Below are 22,321 nucleotides of genomic sequence, written 5' to 3'. Positions count from 1 at the left end.
ACTGGATGCATGGCTGGATGCATGAGGAGTTCTTGAAAATTTCAACTGTTCCCCGGAAGGTGACGCGGGGCTATCGTGAACGTCAGATCTCGAACAGGTGGAGCGCAGCCATGCAGACTGTCGTGACCACGGAGAGCGTGTCCGCGCCGGAGCGCTTCGACCACTGGGCCGACGAGATGTCCAAGATGTTCGTCGCCCTGGACTCCCGTCCCACGTCTCCGCAGCCCTTCCACGGGAGCGCCGCGTCCGGCACGATCGGGCTCCTGCAGTTGACCGCGATCAACGCCGGCCCCATCGCCGTCCGCCGCACGTCGGCCCTCGCCGCGCAGAACGGCGAGGACTGCTACAAGGTGGCTCTCCAGGTCACCGGCACCGTCGTGGTCGAACAGGACGGCAACCGCGACCGCCTCACGGCCGGCGACATCACCATCTGCGACGCCTCCCGGCCGTACACGTTCACCTACGAGAACGACTTCCGCACCGTGCTGATGATGCTGCCGCGCCCCATGCTGCCGGTGCGGCCGGACGCCCTGCGGCCGCTGTACGCCCGGCGCCTCGCCGGTGACGAGGGGATCGCACCGGTTGTCGGGCCCTACCTCCGCTCACTCGTCGACCAGAGCGCCGTGTGTACCGGAGCGGTCGCCGGACGCCTGATGGACGGCACGGTCTCCCTGGTCACGGCCCTGGTCGCCGAGCGGCTCGACCGGGCCGTGCCCACGGCACCCCACCAGGCGATGTCACTGCGCATCCGCGACTACATCGAGCGCAATCTCCCCGACCCCGACCTCACACCGGATGCCATCGCCGCCGCGCACGGAATCTCCCGCCGCTACCTCTTCAAGCTGTTCGCGGCCGAGGGTTCCACGGTGTCCGGCTGGATCCGGGAGCGCCGCCTGGAGCGATGCGCCCGCGAACTCTCCGGGGCACAGGGCAAGGACCAGACGATCTCCCTGATCGCCGCACGCTGGGGCCTCCTCGACAGCCGGCACTTCAGCCGGGCGTTCAAGGCGGCCTACGGGGTGACGCCGCGCGAGTTCCGCGACCGGGCGCCGGCCGGGTTCGCGGCCTCCTACGCCGCTTCCTACGACGGGAGCTGTGTGCTCGGCGAGCACTGACCGTCCGTGCTCGGCGAGCACTGACCGTCCGCGCCCGTCCGCGCCCGTACCGAGGGGCCCGATCGCTCGGTGATGTGCCATTCCGTGCACCGCGTCTCTCCCTTCCATGCCCGGAGTCGGCGTGCGCGACGGAAACTTCCCGGCACGGTCTGGACCGGCGGGGCTCGCGGCGTTTTCCTCTACGAATGTAGAAAAACCCATCCTGGAGGAACGCCATGGCAACCGCCCCGGTGCACCCGCTCGACCAACTCACCGCGAACGAGATCGAAGACGTCCGCTCCGTCCTGGACCGGGCCGGCGTCCTTCGGGAGACCTCGCGCTTCGTCTATGTGGGCCTCGAAGAACCCGCCAAGAGCGAGGTGCTCACCTTCACGCCCGGCGACGCGGTGGAACGCCGGGCGCGCGTGCTGCTGCACGACGTCGCGGGGGCGCCCGGCAGGGACCTCGTCGTCTCCCTCGGGGCGGGGAACGTCGTGTCCGACCGCACCCTGGACGCTGCCAAGGACGGTCAACTTCCCGTCCTGGAAGAGGAGTTCGCCGTCGTCGAGGAGGTGCTCGCCCAGGACGACGAGTGGCTCGCCGCCCTGAAGAACCGGGGCCTGGACGTGGCCCGGGTGCGGGTCGCCCCGCTGTCCGCCGGTGTCTACGCCGACGAATACCCGGACGAGGCCGGCCGCCGCATCCTCCGGGGGCTGGCCTTCGTGCAGGAACACGACCGGGACCACGCCTGGGCCCACCCCGTCGACGGCCTGGTCGGCTACGTGGACGTGCTCAGCCGCAGCGTCCACCGTGTCGTCGACCTCGGTCCGGTCCCGATCCCCGCCGGCACCGGGAACTTCGACGACGACGCCGTCACCGGACCGGCCCGCACCACCCAGAGGCCCATCGAGATCACCCAGCCCGAAGGGCCCAGCTTCACCCTCCAGGGCAATCTCCTCACCTGGGAGAACTGGTCCCTGCGCATCGGGTTCGACGCCCGCGAGGGCCTGACCCTTCATCAGATCGCCTTCCGTGACCGGGACAAGGGCCGTGAGCGCCCGATCATCCACCGCGCCTCGATCGCCGAGATGGTCGTGCCCTACGCCGACCCCTCCCCGGTCCGCTCCTGGCAGAACTACTTCGACACCGGCGAGTACCTGATCGGCCGCGCGGCCAACGCCCTGCGGCTGGGCTGCGACTGCCTCGGCGACATCACCTACCTCGACGCCGTGATCGCCGACGAATCGGGTCACCCGCGGACGCTGCCCAACGCGGTCTGCCTGCACGAGGAGGACCACGGCATCCTCTGGAAGCACACCGACCTGTGGGCCCATTCCAGCGAGACCCGCCGCCAACGCCGCATGGTGCTCTCCTTCTTCACCACCATCGGCAACTACGACTACGGCTTCTACTGGTACCTCTACCTCGACGGCACCATCGAGTTCGAGGCCAAGGCCACGGGCGTCGTCTTCACCTCCGCGCACCCCGGTGGCGACTACCCGTACGCCGCCGAGATCGCCCCCGGCCTCGGCGCGCCCTACCACCAGCACCTGTTCTGCGCCCGCCTGGACATGGCCCTGGACGGAGCGGCGAACCGGGTGGAGGAAGTCGACGTCGTACGCGTCCCGATGGGGGCCGGGAATCCGCGCGGCAACGCGTTCACCTACCGGCGCACGCCCCTCACCCGGGAGAGCGAGGCCCAGCGCGCCGCCGACATGGCGGTCGACCGGGTGTGGCACATCACCAACCCGGGATCACTCAACTCGCTCGGAAAACCGGTCGGTTACGCGCTCCACCCCGAGGGGAAGCCCGCGCTGCTCGCCGACCCGGACTCCTCCATCGCGGCCCGTGCGGCCTTCGCCACCAAGCACCTGTGGGTCACCGCCCACGATCCCGCCGAGCGCTATCCGGCCGGTGACTTCGTCAACCAGCACCCGGGCGGCGCCGGACTGCCGGCGTACGCGGCGGCCGACCGGGACATCGACGGGCAGTCCCTGGTCGTCTGGCACACCTTCGGCCTCACCCACGCGCCCCGCCCCGAGGACTGGCCGATCATGCCCGTCGACCACACCGGCTTCAAGCTGAAGCCGGTCGGTTTCTTCGAGCGCAACCCCACACTGGACGTCCCCGCGACCGCCGCGGGTTCGCACGGCTGCTGTGCGCATGACTGACCTGCTGTTCGTCGCCGGCCTGGCGGGAGCGCTGCTCTGCCTGGCCGGCCGCCATCCCGGATCCGTGCATGGGTGGGGGCCGCACCTGGCGGCCTTGAGCGGCATGCTGCTCATGGCCGGCGGCCGGCCCCTGGCGGGTGCCTGCGCGACCGGGGCGGGGTGCCTGTGGAGCGCCGGCCGGGCGGGCGGGGCACGCCGGGGCTGGACCGGAGTGGTCGATCTCGCCGTGATGACGCTGCTCATGGCCCTCATGACCGGCGGAGGGGCGCACCGGCACATGGCTTCGGGGGCGGTCGGCCCGGCCGTGCTGACCGTCGTGGTCTGGGTGACGGCGAGGGCCGGTGCGATCATGTTCCGGAGCCTGTCCGAGCGGCCCGCCCCGTGCGCCGGCCGCTCGCGGGTCTGCCGGGAGGCCGGGGCGGTGCTGATGGTCAGCGCCATGGCCGCCATGCTCGTATGAGCCGCGAGAACCGGAAGGCGGGGAGGAGCGCATGCCGAAGGTCGTCGATCACGACGCGCGTCGGCGGCTGATCATCGAGTCGGTCTGGAAGATCGTCGGCCGACGCGGCCTGGCCGCCGTGACCATGAGGGAACTGGCGGCCGAGGCCGGGTTCGCCAACGGGGGACTCGCCCCGTACTTCCGCGACAAGGACGAGATCCTGCTGGCGGCCTTCCAGTACGCCTGCGACGCCACCGAACGCCGGCTGGCGCCCGCCACCGCCGGGGCCGGCGGTCTGGTCGCGCTGCGCGCGGTCTGCCACGAGCTGCTGCCGCTGGACGACACCCGCCTGCTGGAGGCGCGGGTCGTGATCGCGTTCTGGGACCGGGCCGTGCACGACCCGCGCCTGTCGGCGGCGCACGAGTCGACGACGGACCGGTGGCGGACCCTGATGCGGGACTGTGTGTCCCGGGCCAGATCCGCCGGTGAGATCACCACCCCCGTCCCCGACGAGCGCATCGTCGAGACGCTGTTCGCCGTCGTCGTGGGCTTCCAGGTCGGCGCCGTGCTGACACCGGGCACCACCACGGGGGAACGTCAGCTGGAGGTGCTGGAAGGACTGCTCGCCTCCTACGCCTGAGCACCCACGACCGCCGCCGCCCACCGGTGCACTGACTGGCGGAACCCCGTGCACGCGCTGCCGCATCCGCAGCCGGCCGCCCACCTAGCGTGGCCCGCATGACCACGCACACCGACGCGGCCACGACCGATACCACCCTCCTGCTCACCTGCTACGCCGACACCTACGGCTACGGCTGGCACCACGTGGACCTGTTCCTCCACGACAGCGAGGGCCGGGAGCTCAACTGGGTGCACTGGCAGGTCGAGCGGGACGGACCCGAGGGCGCCGACGCGGCGACCGCCAGGGTCGAGCCGGCCCTGCGCCGCACCGCGGAGTGGCGGCGCGGGATCAGCGCCGACGGCAGCGAGTACTGGACCGCCCCGGCGGCCTGGGCGGAATGAGTCCGGAGGCCGGCGTGAGCGCGTCGACGGCACCCACGGCACGAGACGAACTGGTCTATGTCCTCGACGACGACGAGCAGTTGTGCTCCTCCCTGGCCTGGCTGCTCGACTCCGTCCACATCCGCACGGCCTGCTTCACCGACGCCGGCTCCTTCCTCGCCGCCTTCGACCCCGACCGCCCCGCCTGCCTCGTCCTGGACGTCCGCATGCCGCACACGGGCGGCTTCCAGGTCCAGGAGCTGCTCAACGCCACGGGCGCGACCCTGCCCGTCGTCTTCGTCTCGGCCCACGGCGACATCCGGATGTCGGTACGCGCCCTGCAGCAGGGGGCGGTGGACTTCCTGGAGAAGCCGTACGACCCCCAGCACCTGCTCGACGTGGTGCAGAACGCGCTGGGCACGGCCCGGGAGCGCCACGCCCGCCGTGCCGAACAGCTCGCGCTGCGGGCCCGGCTCGCAGCCCTCAGCCCCCGGGAACAGGAGACGCTGCGGCTCGTGGTCGCCGGACTGCCCAGCAAGGCGATCGCCGGACAGCTGGGCATCAGCCTGAAGACGGTCGACGCGCACCGGGCCCGGATCCGGGAGAAGACGGGGGCCGCGACCCTGGGCGAGCTGGTCGGGGACCTGCTGCGCTGCGGTCTCGGACCGGCCGGGGTGTGATCGGGCATGTCCGGCCCTCCCGAGATCACGCCGTCCGACCTCGGCCGCCTCTTCGCCGCGCTCCAGCACTGCGTGCTCGTGCACGACGCCACGACGAAGGAGATCCTCTGGGCCAACCCGGCCGCCTGTGACGTACTGGGCTTCACCCTCGACGAACTCCGGCCGCTCAAGGCTCCCGACATGAGCTCCAACGCCCGGCAGTACGCCCGCGAGATCGGCGTCGCCTGGCTGCAGAGCGCCGTCGATCAGGGGACCAGCGCCATCGAATGGTGCTATCGCTCCAAGGCGGGGCAGGACATCCTGACCGAGGCGATCGCCGTCCGGGTGGACCTGGACCGAGGCCCGGTGGTGATGGTGCAGTTCCGCGACATCGCCGAGGAGAAGGCCACCCGGCTCGACCTGTTCCGCACCGAGGGACGGCTGCACGCCTTTCTGCGCAACCTCGACGAGGGCATCGTCGTGCTCGACGACGCGGGGCGGATGCGGTTCGCCAGCGTCTCGGCGGGGCGACTGCTCGGCCGTGACCCGGAGGACCTCGTCGGCGCCGACTTCACCGGCTTCCTGGCCCCCGACTCCCACGCGGTCCTGCGTGACGCCCTCGCCTCGACCTCGCGGGGCGGGCTGCCCAGAGACGCCCGCTACCGCCTGGCGGTCCCGGGCGGGAGCGACGGTGCGGCCCGCTGGTTCGCGGCCCGCTGCCAGTACATCGACATCGAGAACGACCTGCGCGGTCTGCTGCTGCTCTTCCACGACATCACCGACACGGTACGGACGGAGGCGGAGCACCACCGCGACGCGCAGTACCTGAACCATCTGGCCCGCTACAACGCCATGGGCGACATGGCGATGGCCATCGCGCACGAGGTGAGCCAGCCGATCGCGGCCGCGCACAACTTCGTGGCCGGCGTACGGGGACGCCTCGACTGCGGCGAGGCCGCCCAGCTGAACTGGGGCCTGGAGAGCGCCACCCGCCAGCTGGACCGTGCGGCCCTGATCCTCTCCAGCCTGCGCAAGTACGTCGTACGGCTGGAGCAGTCCCAGCAACTGGCCGACCTGAACGGCATCGTGGGCGACTGCGCGTACTTCGTCGACGTACGCGCGCAGCAGAACGCGGTCGAACTGCGCTGGGAACTCACGGCGGATCCGCTTCCCGTGCACTGCGAGGCGGTGCTCATCGGGCAGGTCGTGATGAACCTCGCCTTCAACGCCGTGGAGGAGATGGCCGGCTGGCCCGCCGAGGAGCGCGTCGTGACCGTGGCGACCCGGCGGGACGGACCGTACGCCGAGGTGGAGGTGCGCGACCACGGCCAAGGGCTGTCGGGCTTCCCGTCGGGCAGCGTGTTCGACGGGGCGTTCAGCTCCAAGGAGAACGGGCACGGCATCGGCCTCGCCCTCAGCCACCGCATCATCACCCGTCACGGCGGCACCATCGAGGCCCACGAGAACACCCCGCGCGGAGCCGTCTTCCGGTTCCGGCTGCCCCTCAGCGATGGGGGAAATCCCCTATCCGATGCGGCCGACTCCCAATTGTCGGGCAGCAGTTGGCCCGCCTAGCGTAATAGCGAGGCGGAAACGGAAACCGCCTGGTCTTGCGAGGAGAATTTCTCATGACGCAGACGCCGTCGGAGCTGGACCGCGTACTGTCCCTGGTGGCGGAGCGGCGGGCCGAATTCGAGGAGAAGCGGCACGTTCCGCGCGATGTGATCGCCGAGTTCAAGAAGGCCGGTATCTATCGGGCGAGCACGCCGAAGCAATTCGGCGGCGACGCCCTGCCTCCGGCGGAATTCCTCCGCGTCATCGAGCGGATATCGGCTGTCGACGGCTCGGCCGGCTGGGTCGCCAGCTTCGGCTCGTCGCTGATCTATCTGGCAGCGCTCCCGCTGGACACCCAGGCCGAGTTGTACGCCGCCGGACCCGATGTCGCCTTCGCGGGCGGTCTGTTCCCGGTGCAGCCCGCCGAAAGCGTGGACGGCGGCTACCGGATCTCGGGGCGCTGGAAGTTCGCCAGCGGCTGCAAGGGCGCGGACATCCTCGGCGTCGGCATCAAGGCCGGCGAGGACCGGGCCGGCCGGCCCCTGACCGCCGTACTCCGTCCCGAACAGGTGGAGATCGCCGAGAACTGGGACGTCATCGGGCTGCGCGGCACCGGCAGCCACGACCTCGTGGTCGACGGGGCCGTCGTGGCGCCGGAGTGGACCTTCGTCCGCGGCTCCGAACCCACCGTCGACGAACCGCTCTACCGCTACCCGAGCGTCCCGTACGCCGCCCAGGTGCTGGCCGTCGTCGGCCTCGGCGTGGCCCGCGCCGCCCTCGACCACGTCATCGCCCAGGGCGGCCGCGCCGGCTACACCGGCGCCCCCAGGCCCGCCGAACGCGCCACCTACCGCATCTCGGTGGGACAGGCCGAGGCCCAACTCCGGTCCGTGCGCGCCTTCTTCTACGAGATCACCGAGGAGGTCTGGGCCACGGTCGCGGCCGGCGACCCCGCGACCCGCGAACAGGCCAGCCTGCTGCGGCTCGCCTCGGCCCACCTCGCCAAGACCTCCTTCGAGGTCGTCCGGGCCGCCTACCAGCTCGCCGGCATCCCCGCCATCGCCGACGGCAGCCCCATGCAGCGCTACCTGCGCGACGCCTCGGTGGTCCCGCAGCACGCCTTCCTCCAGGAGGGCATGTACGACGGCGCCGGCGCGGTCCTCATGGGCGTCCAGCCCTTCCCCGGCTACCTCTAGAAAGGCAGGAACCCCATGTCCGACGCACCACTGAGGGTGCTGTTCTGCATCGGCGTCAACCAGAACTTCTTCGACCTGCCCACCGGCCAGGGCAAGGCGGTCTGGGACGGCACCGTCACCATGCTGAAGCAGCTGTACGAACTGCCCGGCGTGACCGTCCTCGGCACCATCGACGACGACCAGCACATGGTCGGCCCCTCCGACTCCTGGCCCTGGACCTGCTACGTCCTCGCCGACGTCGTCGACCAGCCCACGGTCGCCGCGGCCTGCAACCTCTTCCGGACCGTCCAGGTCGGCGAGTACGGACTGTGGCGCTACATGAAGATCGAGGCGCGCGTCGGCCGCCCGCTGCCCGAACCGGAGGTGGCCCGATGACCACGATCCCCGAGGTCTCCTCCCTGGTGCAGTCCGACCGCGTCGCCGGCTCCCTCTACACCGACCCGGCTCTCTTCGAGTCCGAGATGGACCGCATCTTCCACCGCACCTGGGTGTGGGTCGCCCACGAGAGCGAGATCCCCAAGGCCGGTGACTTCAGGACCACTTGGGTGGGCCGTCGCCCGGTCATCGTCACCCGCGACCGCCGCGGCTCCATCAACGTCCTGCTCAACCGCTGCCGCCACCGCGGCGCCAGCGTCTGCGAGACCCTCAAGGGCAACGGCAACGGCTTCACCTGCCCGTACCACGCGTGGTCGTACTCCCTGGACGGCGCGCTGCGCGGCATCCCGTACCCGGAGGGCTACGAGGACGTCCTGGAGAAGAAGGATCTGCCGCTGCTGCGCCTGAAGGTCGGCACGTACGGGGGCATGATCTTCGCCAGCTTCAACCCGGACATCGAGCCGCTGGAGGACTTCCTCGGCGGGGCCCGCCTGTGGATCGACCGCTTCATGAAGCAGGGCGCCGGCTACCCGGTCAAGGTGCAGGGCGAGCACAGGTTCCGGTTCAACGGCAACTGGAAGATCCAGCTGGAGAACACCACCGACTGGTACCACTTCCCGATCGTGCACCGCTCCTGGATGGCGTCGGTCGACGCCGAGACCGCGAGCATGCTGTCGATCATGACCGACGAGAGCGCGGTCACCCATGCCCTCGGCAACGGTCACAGCGTCGCCGTCGGCGTCGCCGACCACGTCGACTTCGACGCGGACGACGGCACGGAGAAACTCCAGGACCGCTTCGCCCACATCGTCGAGGAACTGTCGAAGGACCTGCCCCCCGAGCAGGTCCGGCGCATCGTGCGCGCCATGCACGGCGTGGGCTTCAACCTCAACCTGTTCCCGAACGTCGCGATGTCGATGGCCTTCTTCCGCGTGCTGCGGCCGGTCTCGGTCGGGGAGACGGAGATCCGGCACATGGCGCTCGGCCTGGACGGCGGCCCGGAGATCGTCAACCGCGAACGGCTGCGCATCCACGAGCACTTCCAGGGCCCGTTCGGATTCGGCAGCCCCGACGACGCCGAGGCGTGGAACCGCGTCCAGCGCGGCGTGGCCGGCGGGGCCGACCTGCCGATCCTCGTCAACCGCGGCCTCGGCCGCGAGAAGCCCGACGACCTGGGACAGCCCACCTCCCACGCGACCGACGAGACCGGGATGCGGGAGGCGTACGCGATGTGGAAGAGGATGATGACCGATGACAACTGAGGCTCTCGGCCCGGCCGTTGCCGAGCTCCCGCTGGACGACCCGCGTGCACTCGCCGCGGTCTCCCTGATCTGGCGCGAGGCCCACCTGCTCGACGCCCGCCGCTACGCGGAGTGGGACGGGCTCTGGGCCGAGGGCGGCGAGTACGTCGTCCCCATCGACCGGGAGACCACCGACTTCGCCTCCGCCCTCAACCTGGTCTACGACGACGACCGGATGCGCCGGATGCGCGTCGAGCGCCTCACCGGAGGTTTCTCGATCTCGGCATCGGCGGCCGCCCGTACGGTCCGCTCCGTGTCCCGTTTCGTGGTCACCGGCCGCGAGGACGACGCGATCGAGGTCTGCGCGGCGCAGATCCTGGTCGGCTACAAGCGCGAGGAGACCTTCGTCCTCGCCGCCGACGTCACCCACCGGATCGTGTTCGGCGCGGACGGGCCCCGTATCTCCCGGAAGGTCGTGCGGCTCGTCAACTCCGACGAGGCGGTCACGGCATCGGGGTTCCTGCTGTGAGCCCGCAGGGATTCGGAGCGACCTGGGAGGACGACACCCACCGGGTCGTGCTGGTGACCGGCGCGGCGGGGGGCCTCGGGTCCTGCATCGCCGGGCGCTTCTTCGACCGCGGCTACCGGGTGGCGCTGACCGACCTCGACGAGGAGGCCGCCGCCAAGGAGGCCGCCGCACTCGACCCCACCGGGAAGAACGCGGTCGGTCTCGCCCTGGACGTCCGGGACAAGGACGCCTTCGTCCGGGTGCGCGACCGGCTCGTCGAGCGCTGGGGCGCGGTCCACGTCCTGGTCAACAACGCCGGACACTCCAAGGTCGAGCCGCTGATGGACATCAGCCCCGAGAGCTTCGACGCGGTCGTGCGGACCAACCTCGACGGCCCGTTCCTCGGCTGCCAGGTCTTCGGCGCGTACTTCGCCGAACGCGGCTACGGACGGATCGTCAACGTCGGCTCGCTGGCCGGCCAGAACGGCGGTACGGCGACGGGCGCCCACTACGCGGCGGCCAAGGGCGGGGTGGCGACGCTGACCAAGGTGTTCGCCCGCGAACTCGGCCCGCACGGGGTGACGGTGAACGCGGTCTCGCCGGGACCGCAGGACCTTCCGGTGGTCCGGGAATCGGTCACCCCCGACCGGCTCGCGCAGATCGAGGCGTCGATCCCGGTGGGCCGGCTCGGCCGCCCCGGGTTCATCGCCGACATGTGCCTGCTGCTCGCGGCCGAGCACGCGGACGCGGTGACCGGAGCCTGCTGGGACGCCAACGGCGGCCTGTACATGCGCTGACGCTGCGGTCAGCTCCACCCTCATGAACGCGAAGGCGGACCGATGTTCCCTGTCACCGTCACCGAGATCACCGACGAAACGGACACCATCAAGGTCCTCCGGCTCGTCTCCACCGACGGCACGCCCCTGCCCCCGTACCCGGCGGGCGCGCACGTCGACGTGACCGGACCCACCGGGATCACCCGCCCGTACTCGCTGTGCGGCCCACCGGAGGACACCGGCGCGTACACCGTCGCGGTCAAGCGCGACGAGAACTCCCGGGGCGGCTCCCAGGCCCTGCACGACAAGGTCGAGCCGGGCACACGGCTGACTGTCGGTGCCCCCCGGCAACTCCTCGGCCTGGCCGAGGAGGCGGGGCAGCACCACCTGGTGGCCGCCGGGGTCGGCATCACCCCGCTGCTGGCGATGGCGTACGAACTCCACGCCCGTGGCGCGGAGTTCAGGTTGCACTACGTGGCACGCGGCCGGGCCGAAGCGGCCTTCGCCGAACTGATCGAGCGCAGCGCCTTCGCGGACCGTGCCGTCTTCCACTTCGGTCTCGGCCGCGAGGCCGCCGCCGAGCTGCTCGCCGCGGAACTGGCCGCGCTCCCGGCCGACGCGCACGTCTACACCTGCGGCCCGCAGAGCTTCATGGACCAGGTCGCCGCCCTCGCGCCCCGGGCGCTGCCCGCGGACCACGTCCACCGCGAGCTGTTCCAGGCCGGTGAACTCCCGGTCGGCGGCGCGAGCTTCGAGGTCGCACTGGAGACCGGCGAGGTCTACACCGTGCCGCCGGACAAGAGCATCGCCGAGGTGCTGGAGGAGAACGGCGTCCCCCTCGACACCTCCTGCCGCGAAGGCATCTGCGGAACCTGCGTCCTGCGGGTGATCGAGGGCGAACCCGACCACCGCGACCACTGCCTGACCGCCAAGGAGAAGGCGGCCGGCGACCAGATCGCCGCCTGTGTCTCGCGCGCGAAGTCACCCCGGCTGGTGGTGGAGCTGTGGTGAGCGAGAGCCGAAGGAACCAGGACGAGACCCGACCGAAACAGGAGAGGAAAGGAACCGCCATGAATCCCGACCAGGCCGAGTTCCGGGAGGCCATGGCGCATCTCCCGGCGGCCGTCAACATCCTGACGACGAACGGCCCGAACGGCCGCTGCGGCATCACCCTCAGTGCCGTCTGCTCGGTCACCGACGACCCGCCCACCCTGCTCGTCTGCGTCAACCGCTCCAGCGCCATGCACGACGTCTTCCAGGCCAACGGCCGGGTGTGCGTGAACGTCCTCGGCGGCGAACAGCAGGAACTGGCGATGCACTTCGCCGGGGCCACGAAGGTGCCCATGGCCGAGCGCTTCACCTGGGACATCTGGGACCACTCCCACGATGTGCCGGTCCTCAAGGACGCCCTGGTCACGGCCGTCGGCACCATCAAGGACGCCGTCCCGAGGGGCTCCCACAGCGTGCTCTTCGTGGGTGTCGAGCAGCTCCGCACCCGCTCGGGCGGCCAGAGCCTCGTCTACTACAACCGGGCCTTCCACCGCCTCGACGCCACGACGTTCCCGGAAGCCGTCTCGTGAGGGGCCCCGACGCCGTCGAGGAGGCACTGCGCCGGCTGGCGAAGACCGAACCCGAGATCCACGCCTGGGTCCGCGTCGACGCCGACGGTGCCCGCGCGGCGGCCGGGCGGGCACCCGAAGGACCGCTCCGGGGCATGCCGTTCGGCGTCAAGGACATCATCGACGTGACCGGCCTGCCCACCGAGTGCGGCTCCCCGCTGCGCCGCGGGCGGATCGCCGCGGCCGACGCCTGGCTGGTGGACCGGCTGCGCCGGGCGGGTGCCGTACCGCTCGGCAAGACCGTCACCACGGAGTTCGCGTACTTCCAGCCCGGCCCGACCCGCAACCCGCACAACGTCCACCACACCCCGGGCGGTTCCTCCAGCGGCTCCGCCGCCGCCGTCGCGGCCGGTGTGGTCCCCCTCGCGCTCGGCTCGCAGACGGCGGGCTCGCTGACCCGGCCCGCGTCCTTCTGCGGTGTCGCCGGGTACGTCGCCCCCGTCGGCGCCTGGCCCACCACGGGCTTCGCCGGACTCAGCGAGACCCTCGACGCCCCGGGGCTGCTCGCCGCCCACGTCGCTGACCTTGCCTCAGTGATCGAGGCCGTCGACGGCACGCGGACCGAAGATCCGCCGGCAGCGCCGAGGGTGTTGCTCTGGCCCGGCACCGAACTCACCGAAGTCGCCCCGGAGATGCTCGAAGCACTACGGCGTACCGGGCAAGCTCTCGCCGCCGGCGAACTCGGCGACCAGGCCCGCACACCGCTGCTCGCCGAGACCCACGCCACCGTCATGGCGTACGAGGCCGCACGCGCCCTCGCCCCCGAGGCGGAGCACCCCGAATCCCTGAGCGACCACCTCAACGACCTCATCCGGCGCGGTCGCGACACCCCCACGGCCGACTACGAAGCCGCACTGGCCCTCAGGAGTTCGGCCCGCGCCCGGATCCTCGACGTACTCGAAGACGTCGACGCCATCCTCGGCCCCGCCGCCCCCGGCCCCGCCCCGCACGGACTCGGCGCCACCGGCACACCGATCCTCAGCCGCCCCTGGCAGTTGCTCGGCCTGCCCGTGGTCACCGTCCCCGGCCACCGCGACCAGAACGGCCTGCCGCTGGGCCTCCAGCTCATCGGCCACCCCGGCCGCGTGGGCCGACTGCTCGGCATCGCCCGGCACACCGAGAGGGTCGTCGAGGAGAGCGCGGGATGAAGATCACCAGGATCGAGACCGTCCCGTACGCGATCCCCTACGCCAGGCCGGTGAAGTTCGCCAGCGGCGAGGTGCACGTCGCCGAACACGTCCTCGTGCGCGTCCACACGGACGAAGGGCTGACCGGCGCCGCCGACGCGGTACCCCGCCCCTACACCTACGGCGAGACCCAGGCGTCCGTGATCGGCGTGATCGAGACGGTCTTCGCCCCGCAGCTCACCGGAACGGACGTGTTCACCCGCGAGCAGGTCCGGGCCCGGCTGCACCGCACCGTCGGCAACCCGGCCGCCAAGTCCGCGATCGACATGGCGCTCTGGGACATCACGGGCCAGGCCCTGGGGCAGCCGGTCACCCGGCTGCTGGGCGGCTGGACCGACCGGATGCGCGTCAGCCACATGCTCGGCTTCGACGCACCGGAGCGGATGGCCGCCGAGGCGGAGCGGATGCGCGACACCTACGGCATCACCGTGTTCAAGGTGAAGGTCGGCCGCCGCCCGGTACGGCTCGACCTGGACGTGTGCCGGATCCTGCGGGAAACCCTCGGCGACGAGGCCGAGTTGTACGTCGACGGCAACCGGGGCTGGACCGCGGCGGAGTCGGCCGCGGCCCTGCGCGAACTCGACCCCCTCGGGATCACCCTCGCCGAGGAGCTGTGCCCCGCCGACGACGTGCTCGGACGCAGGTGGCTCGTGGCGCGCAGCCCCGTCCCCTTCGTCGCCGACGAGTCCGCCACCACGCCCGCCGAGGTGACCCGCTCCCTCCTGGACGGCGCGGCCACCGCCATCAGCATCAAGACGGCCCGCACCGGCTTCACCGGGTCCCAGCGCGTGCTGTTCCAGTGCGAGGGGATGGGCGTGGACGTCGTCATGGGCAACCAGGTCGACGGCCAGCTGGGCACCGTGTGCACCGCGGCCTTCGGCGCCGCCCACGCCGCCTCGTCCCGCCGGGCCGGCGAACTCTCCAACTTCCTCGACATGAGCGACGACCTGCTCACCGAGCAGCTGGTCATCAGCGGCGGCACGCTCGCCGTGGGCGACCGGCCCGGCCTGGGTGTCGCGATCGACGAGGACAAGCTGTCCCGCTACCGCCAGGACGACTGACCAGCCCCGCACGGGAACTCCCTCCGAAGGAGCCGCACATCATGACCGACACCACGCTCAAGGCCACCGCCGCCGCATCCGGCGCCTCGGCCACCCAGCGCTTCCTCGCCGACAAGACCGGCACACCCGCGACGGCCGCAGCCGACACCGCGCGCGTCAACACCCTGGCCACCGAGGTCATCACCGCCCTGCACGACGTGATCCGCCGCCACGAGGTGACGTACGACGAGTACAACGTCCTCAAGTCCTGGCTGATCGCCGTCGGCCAGGACGGCGAGTGGCCGCTCTTCCTGGACGTGTGGGTCGAGCACGTCGTCGAAGAGGTCGCCCACGCCGGCCGAGAGGGCAGCAAGGGGACCATCGAGGGCCCGTACTACGCTCCGGGCGCCCCGACGCTGCCCGGCGTCACCACCCTGCCGATGCGCGAGGACGAGCCCGGCACCCGGCTGCTCTTCCAGGGCCAGGTCACCGACGTCTCGGGCGCGCCGATCGCCGGTGCGCTGCTGGAGATGTGGCAGGCCGACGACGCCGGGTTCTACGCCCAGTTCGCGCCCGGCATCCCGGAGTGGAACCTGCGGGGCAGCGTGGTGGCCGACGCCGAGGGCCGGTTCGCGGTGACCACCGTCCAGCCCGCCCCCTACCAGATCCCCACCGACGGCTCCTGCGGCCGGCTCATCGCCGCCGCGGGCTGGCACGCCTGGCGCCCCGCCCACCTCCACCTCAAGGTGTCGGCCCCGGGCCACGAGTCGCTGACCACGCAGCTGTACTTCAAGAACGGCGAGCACATAGGGGACGACGTGGCCTCCGCGGTCAAGCCGGAGCTGGTCCTCGACCCCCAGCAGGTCGCCGACGGCCGCAACGAGGTCACCTACGACTTCGTCCTCGCCCCGGCCTCCTGACCGCACGTGCAGAAGAAGGGGAGCCGGTCGTGCTCTTCGCCGTCCAGATGACCGTGAACCTGCCGTCCGACATGGACCCCGAGGTCCGTGCGGCAACGCTCGCAGCCGAGAAGGAGTACGCGCAGCAGCTCCAGCATGCCGGGGAGTGGCTGCACCTGTGGCGCTGCGCCGGTCAGTACGCCAACCTCAGCGTCTTCGACGTCGCCGACAACGACCGGCTCAACGAGGTCCTCTGGGGCCTGCCGCTCTTCCCCTACCTGACGGTCACCGTGACCCCGCTGGCCCAGCACCCGTCGGCCCTGTGAAGGAACCCCCATGACGACCACCGAAGAAGCCACACCAGCCACGTTCGCCGCACTGGCCCGCCGAGTCGAGGTCCTGGAGTCCGAAGCCGAGATCCGCCGCCTCCAGGCGCGCTACATGTTCCTGTGCGACACACCCTGCCCGGAGTTCGGCGTCCGGGACGACAGCCACCGCATCGACCTGATCATGGACCTCTACGCCGAGGACGCCGTCTGGGAGGGCGTCGGCGAGTACTACGACAACCAGTTCGGCCGGGCCGAGGGCGCCGCCGCGATCCGCACCCACTTCGAGGGCTTCTGGGGGCAGAAGCAGGATCCGGCGCTGCTGCTCAACGCGCACTACCTCACCTCCGAGCAGATCCACGTCGACGGCGACGAGGCGACCGGCCAGTGGATCCACATGCAGCCCTGGCTCTTCTCCGACGGCAGGTCCCTGCTGCGGTCGAGCCGGCTCAACAACGCCTTCCGCCGGATCGACGGCGTCTGGAAGATCACCCGCACCCGCACCGAGAACGTCTTCATCACCCCGCTGCCGACGCACTTCGCCGAGAGCTTCCCCTCGGCGTCGGTGCTGATGCGGCCGTAACGCTTCGCGCGTACACAGGAGTTCACCCCATGTGGAACGAGTTCACCTACCAGGCGCTGCCGATGCGCGTCGCCTTCGGCGCGGGCCGGCTGGCCGTGCTGGGAGAGGAGGCCGAACGGCTGGGCCTGGAACGGGTCCTGGTGCTGGCCACCCCCGGCCAGGAGGAGCACGTCCGGCTCGTCACCGACGCCCTCGGGCGGCACACGGCCGGGGTGTTCCAGGAGGCCCGGATGCACGTGCCCGCCGAGACGGCCGAGGCGGCCTGGGCGACCGCGCGCCGACTGGACGCGGACGGCTGTGTGGCGGTCGGCGGCGGCTCCGCCGTCGGCCTCGGCAAGGCCGTCGCCCTGAAGCACCGGCTGCCGGTCATCGCCGTACCCACCACCTACGCGGGCTCGGAGATGACCCCGATCTGGGGCCTGACCGAGGACGGCGTCAAACGCACCGGACGCGATGCCGCCGTCCTGCCGCGCAGCGTCGTCTACGACCCGGAGCTGACCCTCACCCTGCCCACCGCCCTCTCGGTGACCAGCGGCTTCAACGCACTCGCCCACGCGGTGGAGGGACTCTACGCCCCGGACGCCTCGCCGGTCGTCTCGCTGCTGGCGCGGGAGGGGGCACAGGCCCTGGTCGAGGCGCTGCCCCGGATCGCCGAGGACGGCGCGGACATCGAGGCCCGCACCCGGGCCCTGTACGGGTCCTGGCTGTGCGGGTCGGTCCTGGGCGCCACGACGATGTCGCTGCACCACAAGCTCTGCCATGTCCTGGGCGGCACCTTCGACCTGCCGCACGCAGAGGTGCACACGGTCGTACTGCCGCACGTCCTCGCCTACAACGCTCCCGCCGCCCCCGGAGCGGCCATGGCCATGGAGCGCGTGCTGGGCACCCGCGACCCGGCGACCGCGCTCCGGGACCTGGCACGGAGCCTGGGGGCACCCACGTCCCTGTCCGAGATCGGCATGGGCGAGGAGAACATCCAGGAGGCGGTCCGCCAGGTCGTGGCAGCGCCCTACGCCAACCCGCGGACCCCCACCGCCGAGGAGCTGACCGGTCTGCTGGAGCGGGCGGTCCGAGGGGAGCGCCCGATCAGCGGTTGAACCCCGACACGAGGGCGGCCGGGAGGAGTTGCTCCTCCCGGCCGCCCTCGTGGTGCGCGTCAGCGGTACAGCGACTGCGTCCGCAGGTACGACTCCAGTCCCTCCGGGCCGAGTTCGGTGCCGAGGCCGCTGCCCTTGACACCGCCGAAGGGCGCCACCGGGTCGGGCAGGTAGCGGTTCACGCCGATCGTGCCGGTGAGCACGCGGCGCGCGACGCCCGCACCGCGGTCCGGGTCCGAGGTCCACACGGTGCCGCCGAGGCCGTAGTCGGAGTCGTTGGCGATCCGCACGGCGTCGTCGACGTCGTCGTACGGCAGCACGCACAGCACCGGGCCGAAGATCTCCTCCTGCGCGACGACGGACCGGTTGTCGACGTCCGCGAAGACCGTGGGCTCCACGAACCACCCCTGATCCAGGCCGGCGGGACGGCCGCCGCCGGTGGTGAGGCGGGCTCCTTCGCTGACGCCCTTCGCGATGTAGCGCTCCACCCGGTCCCGCTGCTGGGCGGTGGCCATGGGGCCGATGAGGGTGTTCTCGTCGAGTGCGTCACCGACGGGCAGGCTGCCGGCCAGCGCGGTGAACAGGTCGACGACCTCGGTGTAGCGGCTGCGCGGGGCCAGGATGCGGGTGCTGAGGAAGCAGGTCTGGCCGTTGTTGGTCAGGGTCGCGGCCACCAGGTCCTGCCCGATCTTCGCCGGGTCCAGGTCGGCGTCGTCCAGGACGATGCCGGCCGACTTGCCGCCGAGTTCCAGCGTGACCGGCCGCAGCAGCCGCCCGCAGGTCTCGGCGATGGCCCGGCCGGCCGCCGTGGAGCCGGTGAACGCGACCTTGTCCACGCCCGGGTGCGAGACGAGGTGGGCACCCGCCTCCCGGCCGCCCGGCACGATGTTGAGCACCCCGGCCGGGACACCGGCGACCTCGGCCGCCTCCGAGACCACGAACGAGTCGAGCACCGCCTCGGGGGAGGGCTTCAGCACCACCGTGCAGCCGGTCGCCATCGCCGGTGCGATCTTGAACATGGACAGGACCTGCGGGTAGTTCCACGGGACGATCGCCGCGATGACGCCCACCGGCGTCCGGCGCACCTCGATCGAGCCGCCGAGGAGCCCGGAACGGACCTCGGAGAACTCCGTCGTACGGGCAAGACCGGCGTAGTAGCGCAGCACCGCGGTCGGATAACCCACCTCCAGCTGCCGGGACATGGCGACCGGCATGCCGTTCTGGCCGCTGACCAGCCGGGCGATGCGCTCGGCCCGTGCCTCCAGTTCGGCGGCGAACCGTTCCATCACGTCGGCCCGGCGCTCCGGCTCCCAACTCGCCCAGCCGCCCGGCTCGTCGAACGCCCGGCGCGCCGCGCCGACCGCGGTGTCCACGTCCGCTTCCAGCGCCTCCGGCACACTGCCGAGCACGGCTTCCGTGCTCGGGTTGACCGGGCTGATGACGCGGCTGGAGGAGGGGCGCACCCACTCCCCGCCGATGTAGAGGTGCTCGTGGCGATGGTCCATCGGTACTCTCCTGGCGATCCGGCGCCCGCTCCGGTGTCGGTACGGGACTCCCACGACCTTCGCGCCAACCGCCGCCGGGAAGGTGCCGCTGGGTGCACGGGCAGCCACCAGCACATGCACGGCCTCGCCCGCCCGGCCTGTGGCGTTCGCCGGCCCGGCATACGGCGTCACCTACGTGCGTACTTCGCCACCTTCGCCTCGTCGACCGTGACCCCGAAGCCCGGTCCGTCGCCGAGGAGCAGCTCGCCGTCGGCGTAGGACACCGGGTTCTCCACGATGTCGTCCGCGAGCAGGAGCGGACCGAACAGCTCGGTGCCCGCCGTCAGGGACGCGGTGGCGCAGAACAGGTGGGTGGCCGCCGCCGTGCCGAGCGACGTCTCGATCGTCGTACCGCCGTAGCAGGAGATGCCGGCGGCCTCGGCGACGGCGGCGATCCGCCGCACGGTGGACAGGCCGCCGCTCTTGGCGATCTTCAGGGCGAACACGTCCGCCGCGTGTTCGGTCACCAGACGCAGCGCGTCCGCGGGCGTCCGGAGCGACTCGTCCGCCATGAGCGCGGCCGTCGTACCGGCGCGCAGGCGGGCCGCGCCGGAGACGTCGGCCGCCGGCAGGGGCTGTTCGACCAGGCTGATCCCCGCCGCGGCGAGTGCGGGCAGCCGGCGCCGGGCGGTCCGCTCGTCCCACGCGCCGTTGAGGTCGACGGCGAGGGGCGCGCGGCCGGCCAGGGCGTCGGCGATCTCCGCGATCCGGGCGACGTCCTCCGGCGGGGGGAGCGCCCCCATCTTCAGCTTGAGGGAGCGGTGGGAGCCGTCCTCGATCCTGGACAGGGCCTCTTCGACGACCACGCCGGCCGGTTCCGCGCCGAGCGCCCAGGTGACCGGCAGCGTCGTACGGTGCACACCGCCGAGGAGTTGGTACACCGGGACGCCCAGGGCCCGCCCGGCGACGTCCCAAAGGGCCATCTCCACGGCGGACTTGGCGAACGGCGCCCCCGAGACGAGTCTGTCCAGACGGCGCCCGAGACGATCCACCCGCAACGCGTCCTCGCCGACGAGCAGGGGGCCGAGGTGACGCTCGACGAGCGCCTGCATGCCCTCGATCGACTCGCCTCCCCACCACGGCCCGCCCGGGACGACGCCCTCGCCCCAGCCGGTGATCCCGTCCGCGGTGGTCAGCCGGACCAGCAGGACGCCCTGCGTGTCCATGGTGGCCACCGAGAACCGGTGCGGCCGGCGCAGCGGGATGTCGAGGACCGTCGTCTCGACGGCGGTGACGGGAAGGGCGGGCCGGTCCCGCCGCGGACTCGCCGGCATGTCACACTCCCGACGCGGCGCGCGCCGGCGACATCACGAAGTCGTAGCGCGCGTCGACGAAGCTCTCCGTCAGGCCGTGGGCCTTGATCCGGTCCGGCGCCTCGACCAGCACGGGCCTGAGGACCAGGCCGTCCCGCACGGCGTTCGCGACATCGCTCTCCAGGTACTCGCCCTCCTCGAAGTAGAGCTGGGACGTCCGCTCCCCGAAGTACGGGTGCCGGAGCTTGACATGCAGGTGGGCGGGCCGGAAGCAGTGCCTGCCGAGCACCGAAAGGAGCCGGCCGGTGGGCCCGTCCTTGGGGATCTCGTACGGCGGCGGCGCGATCGTCGTGACCACGAAGGTGCCGTCGGCTTCGCTGGTGAAGCGTCCGCGCAGGTTCCAGTCGGGGATGCCCGGGTGGATCTGGGAGTACTTGCCCTCCGCGTCCGCGTGCCACATGTCGAGTTCCACGCCGGCCAGCGGTTCTCCGTCGGTCGTGGTGATCCGGCCGTGGAAGACCAGCGGGATGCCCCGCTCGTCGGACCGCTGCGGCATCACGGACCGGGGCCCCTCCAGCAGCGGCGCGCCGGGGAGGTAGAAGGGCCCTTCGATCGCCTCGATGCTGCCCTTCCGGCCCTGGTTGGCGTTGTCGGTCGCCTCCGCCTCGAAGAGGACGTCGAAGGCGAGGCTGGCCTCGCCCGCCCGCACCTCGCTGATGACGAAGTCGGTGGCCACCCGGTACTCGTCGTGGGTGACGCCGTGCCGGCGGATGAACTCGACGACGGTCTTCTCGAAGTCCTCGACGAGGAGACGGGCGCGTTCGTTGCTCATGGGGTCTCACCTTCCTGGGGCGACCCGCCCCAGAGTGGTGTACGCTATGCGTACGGTTGACATGCATTGCGAACGCTGTCAGCGTCACCGTGTGGATACGTGGTTGTCAAGGAGTGGGCATGGCAGACGAGCGGCGCGACCACCTGCAGACCCTGGAACGAGGCCTGTCGGTGATCGCAGCGTTCTCCGGCCGGGGACCCCGGCTCGGACTGGGTGAACTGGCGGCACTGACCGGGCTGACCAAGCCGACGGTCCGGCGCATCCTGCTCACCCTGGAGCACCTCGGCTACGCGCGCGGCGAGGACAACCTGTACGCGCTCACGCCCAAGGTGCTCGGCCTGGGGTACGCCTACCTGTCGTCGGTGCGGCTCACGGACGTGGCCCGCCCGATCATGGAGTCCCTCACCGACGAGCTGGGCATCGGAACCTCGCTCGCCGCCCTCGACGGCGCGGACGTCGTCTACGTCGACCGTGTGCAACGGCAGCGGGTCACCAGCATCAATCTCGCCGTGGGGACCCGGCTTCCGGCGCACGCGACCTCCATGGGGCACGTCCTGCTGGCCGACCTGGCACCGGCCGGGCTGGAGCAGTACCTGGCCGGAACGCCGCGTGCGGCGCTCACCGACCGGACGGTCACCGAGGCGGAGCCGCTGCGCGCCCGTCTCGGACTCGTCCGGCGGCGCGGCTGGGACGCCGTCGACCAGGAGCTGGAGATCGGCCGACGGTCCGCCGCCGCGCCCGTCGTCGACGCCGACGGCCGGGTCGTCGCCGCGCTCGCCCTGTCCTGCGGGACCGTCGAGTGCTCGATGGACCGGCTCGTCGACGAGCTGCTGCCGCCCCTGCTGAGCGCCGCCCGGCGGATCAGCGAGGCCATCGGCGGCGGCCGGACGCCCGTCACGGATCCACATCCGCCCGCATGAACCGGA

Annotated in this window: 24 protein-coding genes; 21 read left to right on the top strand and 3 right to left on the bottom strand. The window is 71.6% G+C overall.

All coding sequences use genetic code 11. From position 1 onward, the window contains the following. The first annotated feature begins 110 nt into the window (after window positions 1–110). From ACIPSJ_RS35995 to ACIPSJ_RS35900, 20 genes are all read left to right on the top strand, one after another. Complete coding sequence (locus ACIPSJ_RS35995) at window positions 111–1,115, top strand: helix-turn-helix domain-containing protein (RefSeq protein WP_401352202.1); 1,005 nt, start codon at window positions 111–113, stop codon at window positions 1,113–1,115. Between the two features lie 215 nt (window positions 1,116–1,330). Further along, window positions 1,331–3,265 (top strand): primary-amine oxidase, encoded by a 1,935-nt coding sequence (locus tag ACIPSJ_RS35990; RefSeq protein WP_401352200.1) that lies wholly within the window; start codon window positions 1,331–1,333, stop codon window positions 3,263–3,265. Further along, window positions 3,258–3,725 (top strand): hypothetical protein, encoded by a 468-nt coding sequence (locus ACIPSJ_RS35985; protein WP_401352197.1) that lies wholly within the window; start codon window positions 3,258–3,260, stop codon window positions 3,723–3,725. Before ACIPSJ_RS35990 ends, ACIPSJ_RS35985 begins: the two co-directional genes overlap by 8 nt. Before the next feature lie 31 nt (window positions 3,726–3,756). Beyond that, window positions 3,757–4,344, top strand: coding sequence for a TetR/AcrR family transcriptional regulator (locus ACIPSJ_RS35980; protein ID WP_401352195.1), 588 nt, complete (start codon window positions 3,757–3,759; stop codon window positions 4,342–4,344). 98 nt (window positions 4,345–4,442) lie between these two features. Next, complete coding sequence (locus ACIPSJ_RS35975) at window positions 4,443–4,727, top strand: hypothetical protein (RefSeq protein ID WP_401352192.1); 285 nt, start codon at window positions 4,443–4,445, stop codon at window positions 4,725–4,727. 14 nt (window positions 4,728–4,741) lie between these two features. After that, complete coding sequence (locus ACIPSJ_RS35970; protein WP_401352189.1) at window positions 4,742–5,386, top strand: response regulator transcription factor; 645 nt, start codon at window positions 4,742–4,744, stop codon at window positions 5,384–5,386. A 6-nt stretch (window positions 5,387–5,392) separates the two neighbouring features. Continuing rightward, window positions 5,393–6,940: a PAS domain S-box protein gene (locus tag ACIPSJ_RS35965; protein WP_401352186.1), complete on the top strand. Its 1,548-nt coding sequence runs from the start codon at window positions 5,393–5,395 to the stop codon at window positions 6,938–6,940. 53 nt (window positions 6,941–6,993) lie between these two features. Then, complete coding sequence (locus tag ACIPSJ_RS35960) at window positions 6,994–8,115, top strand: acyl-CoA dehydrogenase family protein (RefSeq protein ID WP_401352183.1); 1,122 nt, start codon at window positions 6,994–6,996, stop codon at window positions 8,113–8,115. Window positions 8,116–8,130: 15 nt separating this feature from the next. Continuing rightward, the gene (locus tag ACIPSJ_RS35955) at window positions 8,131–8,490 is read left to right on the top strand and encodes a hypothetical protein (protein ID WP_401352180.1); all 360 of its coding nucleotides are present in this window, start codon (window positions 8,131–8,133) and stop codon (window positions 8,488–8,490) included. Further along, window positions 8,487–9,752, top strand: coding sequence for a Rieske 2Fe-2S domain-containing protein (locus ACIPSJ_RS35950; protein ID WP_401352177.1), 1,266 nt, complete (start codon window positions 8,487–8,489; stop codon window positions 9,750–9,752). The genes ACIPSJ_RS35955 and ACIPSJ_RS35950 overlap by 4 nt, the downstream gene beginning before the upstream one ends. Next, a complete protein-coding gene (locus ACIPSJ_RS35945; RefSeq protein ID WP_401352175.1) occupies window positions 9,742–10,260 on the top strand; it encodes an aromatic-ring-hydroxylating dioxygenase subunit beta in 519 nt (172 codons plus the stop codon). Before ACIPSJ_RS35950 ends, ACIPSJ_RS35945 begins: the two co-directional genes overlap by 11 nt. Next, window positions 10,257–11,036 (top strand): SDR family NAD(P)-dependent oxidoreductase, encoded by a 780-nt coding sequence (locus ACIPSJ_RS35940; RefSeq protein WP_401352172.1) that lies wholly within the window; start codon window positions 10,257–10,259, stop codon window positions 11,034–11,036. The genes ACIPSJ_RS35945 and ACIPSJ_RS35940 overlap by 4 nt, the downstream gene beginning before the upstream one ends. Before the next feature lie 42 nt (window positions 11,037–11,078). Continuing rightward, window positions 11,079–12,026, top strand: a complete 948-nt coding sequence (locus ACIPSJ_RS35935; RefSeq protein ID WP_401352170.1) for a PDR/VanB family oxidoreductase — start codon at window positions 11,079–11,081, stop codon at window positions 12,024–12,026. Window positions 12,027–12,085: 59 nt separating this feature from the next. Then, a complete protein-coding gene (locus ACIPSJ_RS35930; protein ID WP_401352168.1) occupies window positions 12,086–12,595 on the top strand; it encodes a flavin reductase in 510 nt (169 codons plus the stop codon). Then, window positions 12,592–13,782 carry an amidase gene (locus tag ACIPSJ_RS35925; RefSeq protein WP_401352165.1) on the top strand — a complete coding sequence of 397 codons (1,191 nt, stop codon included), beginning with the start codon at window positions 12,592–12,594 and terminating at the stop codon, window positions 13,780–13,782. The genes ACIPSJ_RS35930 and ACIPSJ_RS35925 overlap by 4 nt, the downstream gene beginning before the upstream one ends. Continuing rightward, a complete protein-coding gene (locus tag ACIPSJ_RS35920; RefSeq protein WP_401352162.1) occupies window positions 13,779–14,882 on the top strand; it encodes a mandelate racemase/muconate lactonizing enzyme family protein in 1,104 nt (367 codons plus the stop codon). The genes ACIPSJ_RS35925 and ACIPSJ_RS35920 overlap by 4 nt, the downstream gene beginning before the upstream one ends. 41 nt (window positions 14,883–14,923) lie before the next feature. After that, window positions 14,924–15,781, top strand: a complete 858-nt coding sequence (gene catA, locus ACIPSJ_RS35915) for a catechol 1,2-dioxygenase (protein ID WP_401352160.1) — start codon at window positions 14,924–14,926, stop codon at window positions 15,779–15,781. A 29-nt stretch (window positions 15,782–15,810) separates the two neighbouring features. Then, entirely contained in the window at window positions 15,811–16,086 is a 276-nt protein-coding gene (catC, locus tag ACIPSJ_RS35910) for a muconolactone Delta-isomerase (protein WP_401352157.1), read from the top strand. A gap of 10 nt (window positions 16,087–16,096) precedes the next feature. Further along, window positions 16,097–16,669: a nuclear transport factor 2 family protein gene (locus tag ACIPSJ_RS35905; RefSeq protein ID WP_401352154.1), complete on the top strand. Its 573-nt coding sequence runs from the start codon at window positions 16,097–16,099 to the stop codon at window positions 16,667–16,669. 29 nt (window positions 16,670–16,698) lie between these two features. Further along, window positions 16,699–17,766 carry a maleylacetate reductase gene (locus ACIPSJ_RS35900; RefSeq protein ID WP_401352151.1) on the top strand — a complete coding sequence of 356 codons (1,068 nt, stop codon included), beginning with the start codon at window positions 16,699–16,701 and terminating at the stop codon, window positions 17,764–17,766. Between the two features lie 59 nt (window positions 17,767–17,825). Here the strand turns inward: ACIPSJ_RS35900 and ACIPSJ_RS35895 are convergent, their stop codons facing one another. From ACIPSJ_RS35895 to ACIPSJ_RS35885, 3 genes are all read right to left on the bottom strand, one after another. Next, complete coding sequence (locus ACIPSJ_RS35895) at window positions 17,826–19,271, bottom strand: aldehyde dehydrogenase (RefSeq protein ID WP_401352148.1); 1,446 nt, start codon at window positions 19,269–19,271, stop codon at window positions 17,826–17,828. Between the two features lie 167 nt (window positions 19,272–19,438). After that, complete coding sequence (locus ACIPSJ_RS35890; protein WP_401352145.1) at window positions 19,439–20,584, bottom strand: muconate cycloisomerase family protein; 1,146 nt, start codon at window positions 20,582–20,584, stop codon at window positions 19,439–19,441. 1 nt (window position 20,585) lies between these two features. Continuing rightward, a complete protein-coding gene (locus ACIPSJ_RS35885; protein ID WP_401352143.1) occupies window positions 20,586–21,395 on the bottom strand; it encodes a catechol 1,2-dioxygenase in 810 nt (269 codons plus the stop codon). A gap of 119 nt (window positions 21,396–21,514) precedes the next feature. On the opposite strand from ACIPSJ_RS35885, the gene ACIPSJ_RS35880 reads away from it, so the two are divergent. Next, on the top strand, window positions 21,515–22,315 hold the full coding sequence (locus ACIPSJ_RS35880) for an IclR family transcriptional regulator C-terminal domain-containing protein (protein WP_401352140.1): 801 nt from the start codon (window positions 21,515–21,517) through the stop codon (window positions 22,313–22,315). Window positions 22,316–22,321: the final 6 nt, after the last annotated feature.

Source organism: Streptomyces sp. NPDC090088, assembly GCF_044747345.1.
Classification (GTDB): Bacteria; Actinomycetota; Actinomycetes; order Streptomycetales; family Streptomycetaceae; genus Streptomyces.
The sequence above is the reverse complement of the archived record's forward strand: the minus strand, read 5'-3'. Positions and strand labels throughout refer to the sequence as shown.

Bases quoted from the DNA above. Each gene is read 5' to 3' on its own strand.
- ACIPSJ_RS35995 (WP_401352202.1), top strand. From the start codon at position 111: ATGCAGACTGTCGTGACCACGGAGAGCGTGTCCGCGCCGGAGCGCTTC.
- ACIPSJ_RS35990 (WP_401352200.1), top strand. From the start codon at position 1,331: ATGGCAACCGCCCCGGTGCACCCGCTCGACCAACTCACCGCGAACGAG.
- ACIPSJ_RS35985 (WP_401352197.1), top strand. From the start codon at position 3,258: ATGACTGACCTGCTGTTCGTCGCCGGCCTGGCGGGAGCGCTGCTCTGC.
- ACIPSJ_RS35980 (WP_401352195.1), top strand. From the start codon at position 3,757: ATGCCGAAGGTCGTCGATCACGACGCGCGTCGGCGGCTGATCATCGAG.
- ACIPSJ_RS35975 (WP_401352192.1), top strand. From the start codon at position 4,443: ATGACCACGCACACCGACGCGGCCACGACCGATACCACCCTCCTGCTC.
- ACIPSJ_RS35965 (WP_401352186.1), top strand. From the start codon at position 5,393: ATGTCCGGCCCTCCCGAGATCACGCCGTCCGACCTCGGCCGCCTCTTC.
- ACIPSJ_RS35960 (WP_401352183.1), top strand. From the start codon at position 6,994: ATGACGCAGACGCCGTCGGAGCTGGACCGCGTACTGTCCCTGGTGGCG.
- ACIPSJ_RS35955 (WP_401352180.1), top strand. From the start codon at position 8,131: ATGTCCGACGCACCACTGAGGGTGCTGTTCTGCATCGGCGTCAACCAG.
- ACIPSJ_RS35950 (WP_401352177.1), top strand. From the start codon at position 8,487: ATGACCACGATCCCCGAGGTCTCCTCCCTGGTGCAGTCCGACCGCGTC.
- ACIPSJ_RS35945 (WP_401352175.1), top strand. From the start codon at position 9,742: ATGACAACTGAGGCTCTCGGCCCGGCCGTTGCCGAGCTCCCGCTGGAC.
- ACIPSJ_RS35935 (WP_401352170.1), top strand. From the start codon at position 11,079: ATGTTCCCTGTCACCGTCACCGAGATCACCGACGAAACGGACACCATC.
- ACIPSJ_RS35930 (WP_401352168.1), top strand. From the start codon at position 12,086: ATGAATCCCGACCAGGCCGAGTTCCGGGAGGCCATGGCGCATCTCCCG.
- ACIPSJ_RS35920 (WP_401352162.1), top strand. From the start codon at position 13,779: ATGAAGATCACCAGGATCGAGACCGTCCCGTACGCGATCCCCTACGCC.
- catA (WP_401352160.1), top strand. From the start codon at position 14,924: ATGACCGACACCACGCTCAAGGCCACCGCCGCCGCATCCGGCGCCTCG.
- ACIPSJ_RS35905 (WP_401352154.1), top strand. From the start codon at position 16,097: ATGACGACCACCGAAGAAGCCACACCAGCCACGTTCGCCGCACTGGCC.
- ACIPSJ_RS35900 (WP_401352151.1), top strand. From the start codon at position 16,699: ATGTGGAACGAGTTCACCTACCAGGCGCTGCCGATGCGCGTCGCCTTC.
- ACIPSJ_RS35895 (WP_401352148.1), bottom strand. From the start codon at position 19,271: ATGGACCATCGCCACGAGCACCTCTACATCGGCGGGGAGTGGGTGCGC.
- ACIPSJ_RS35890 (WP_401352145.1), bottom strand. From the start codon at position 20,584: ATGCCGGCGAGTCCGCGGCGGGACCGGCCCGCCCTTCCCGTCACCGCC.
- ACIPSJ_RS35885 (WP_401352143.1), bottom strand. From the start codon at position 21,395: ATGAGCAACGAACGCGCCCGTCTCCTCGTCGAGGACTTCGAGAAGACC.
- ACIPSJ_RS35880 (WP_401352140.1), top strand. From the start codon at position 21,515: ATGGCAGACGAGCGGCGCGACCACCTGCAGACCCTGGAACGAGGCCTG.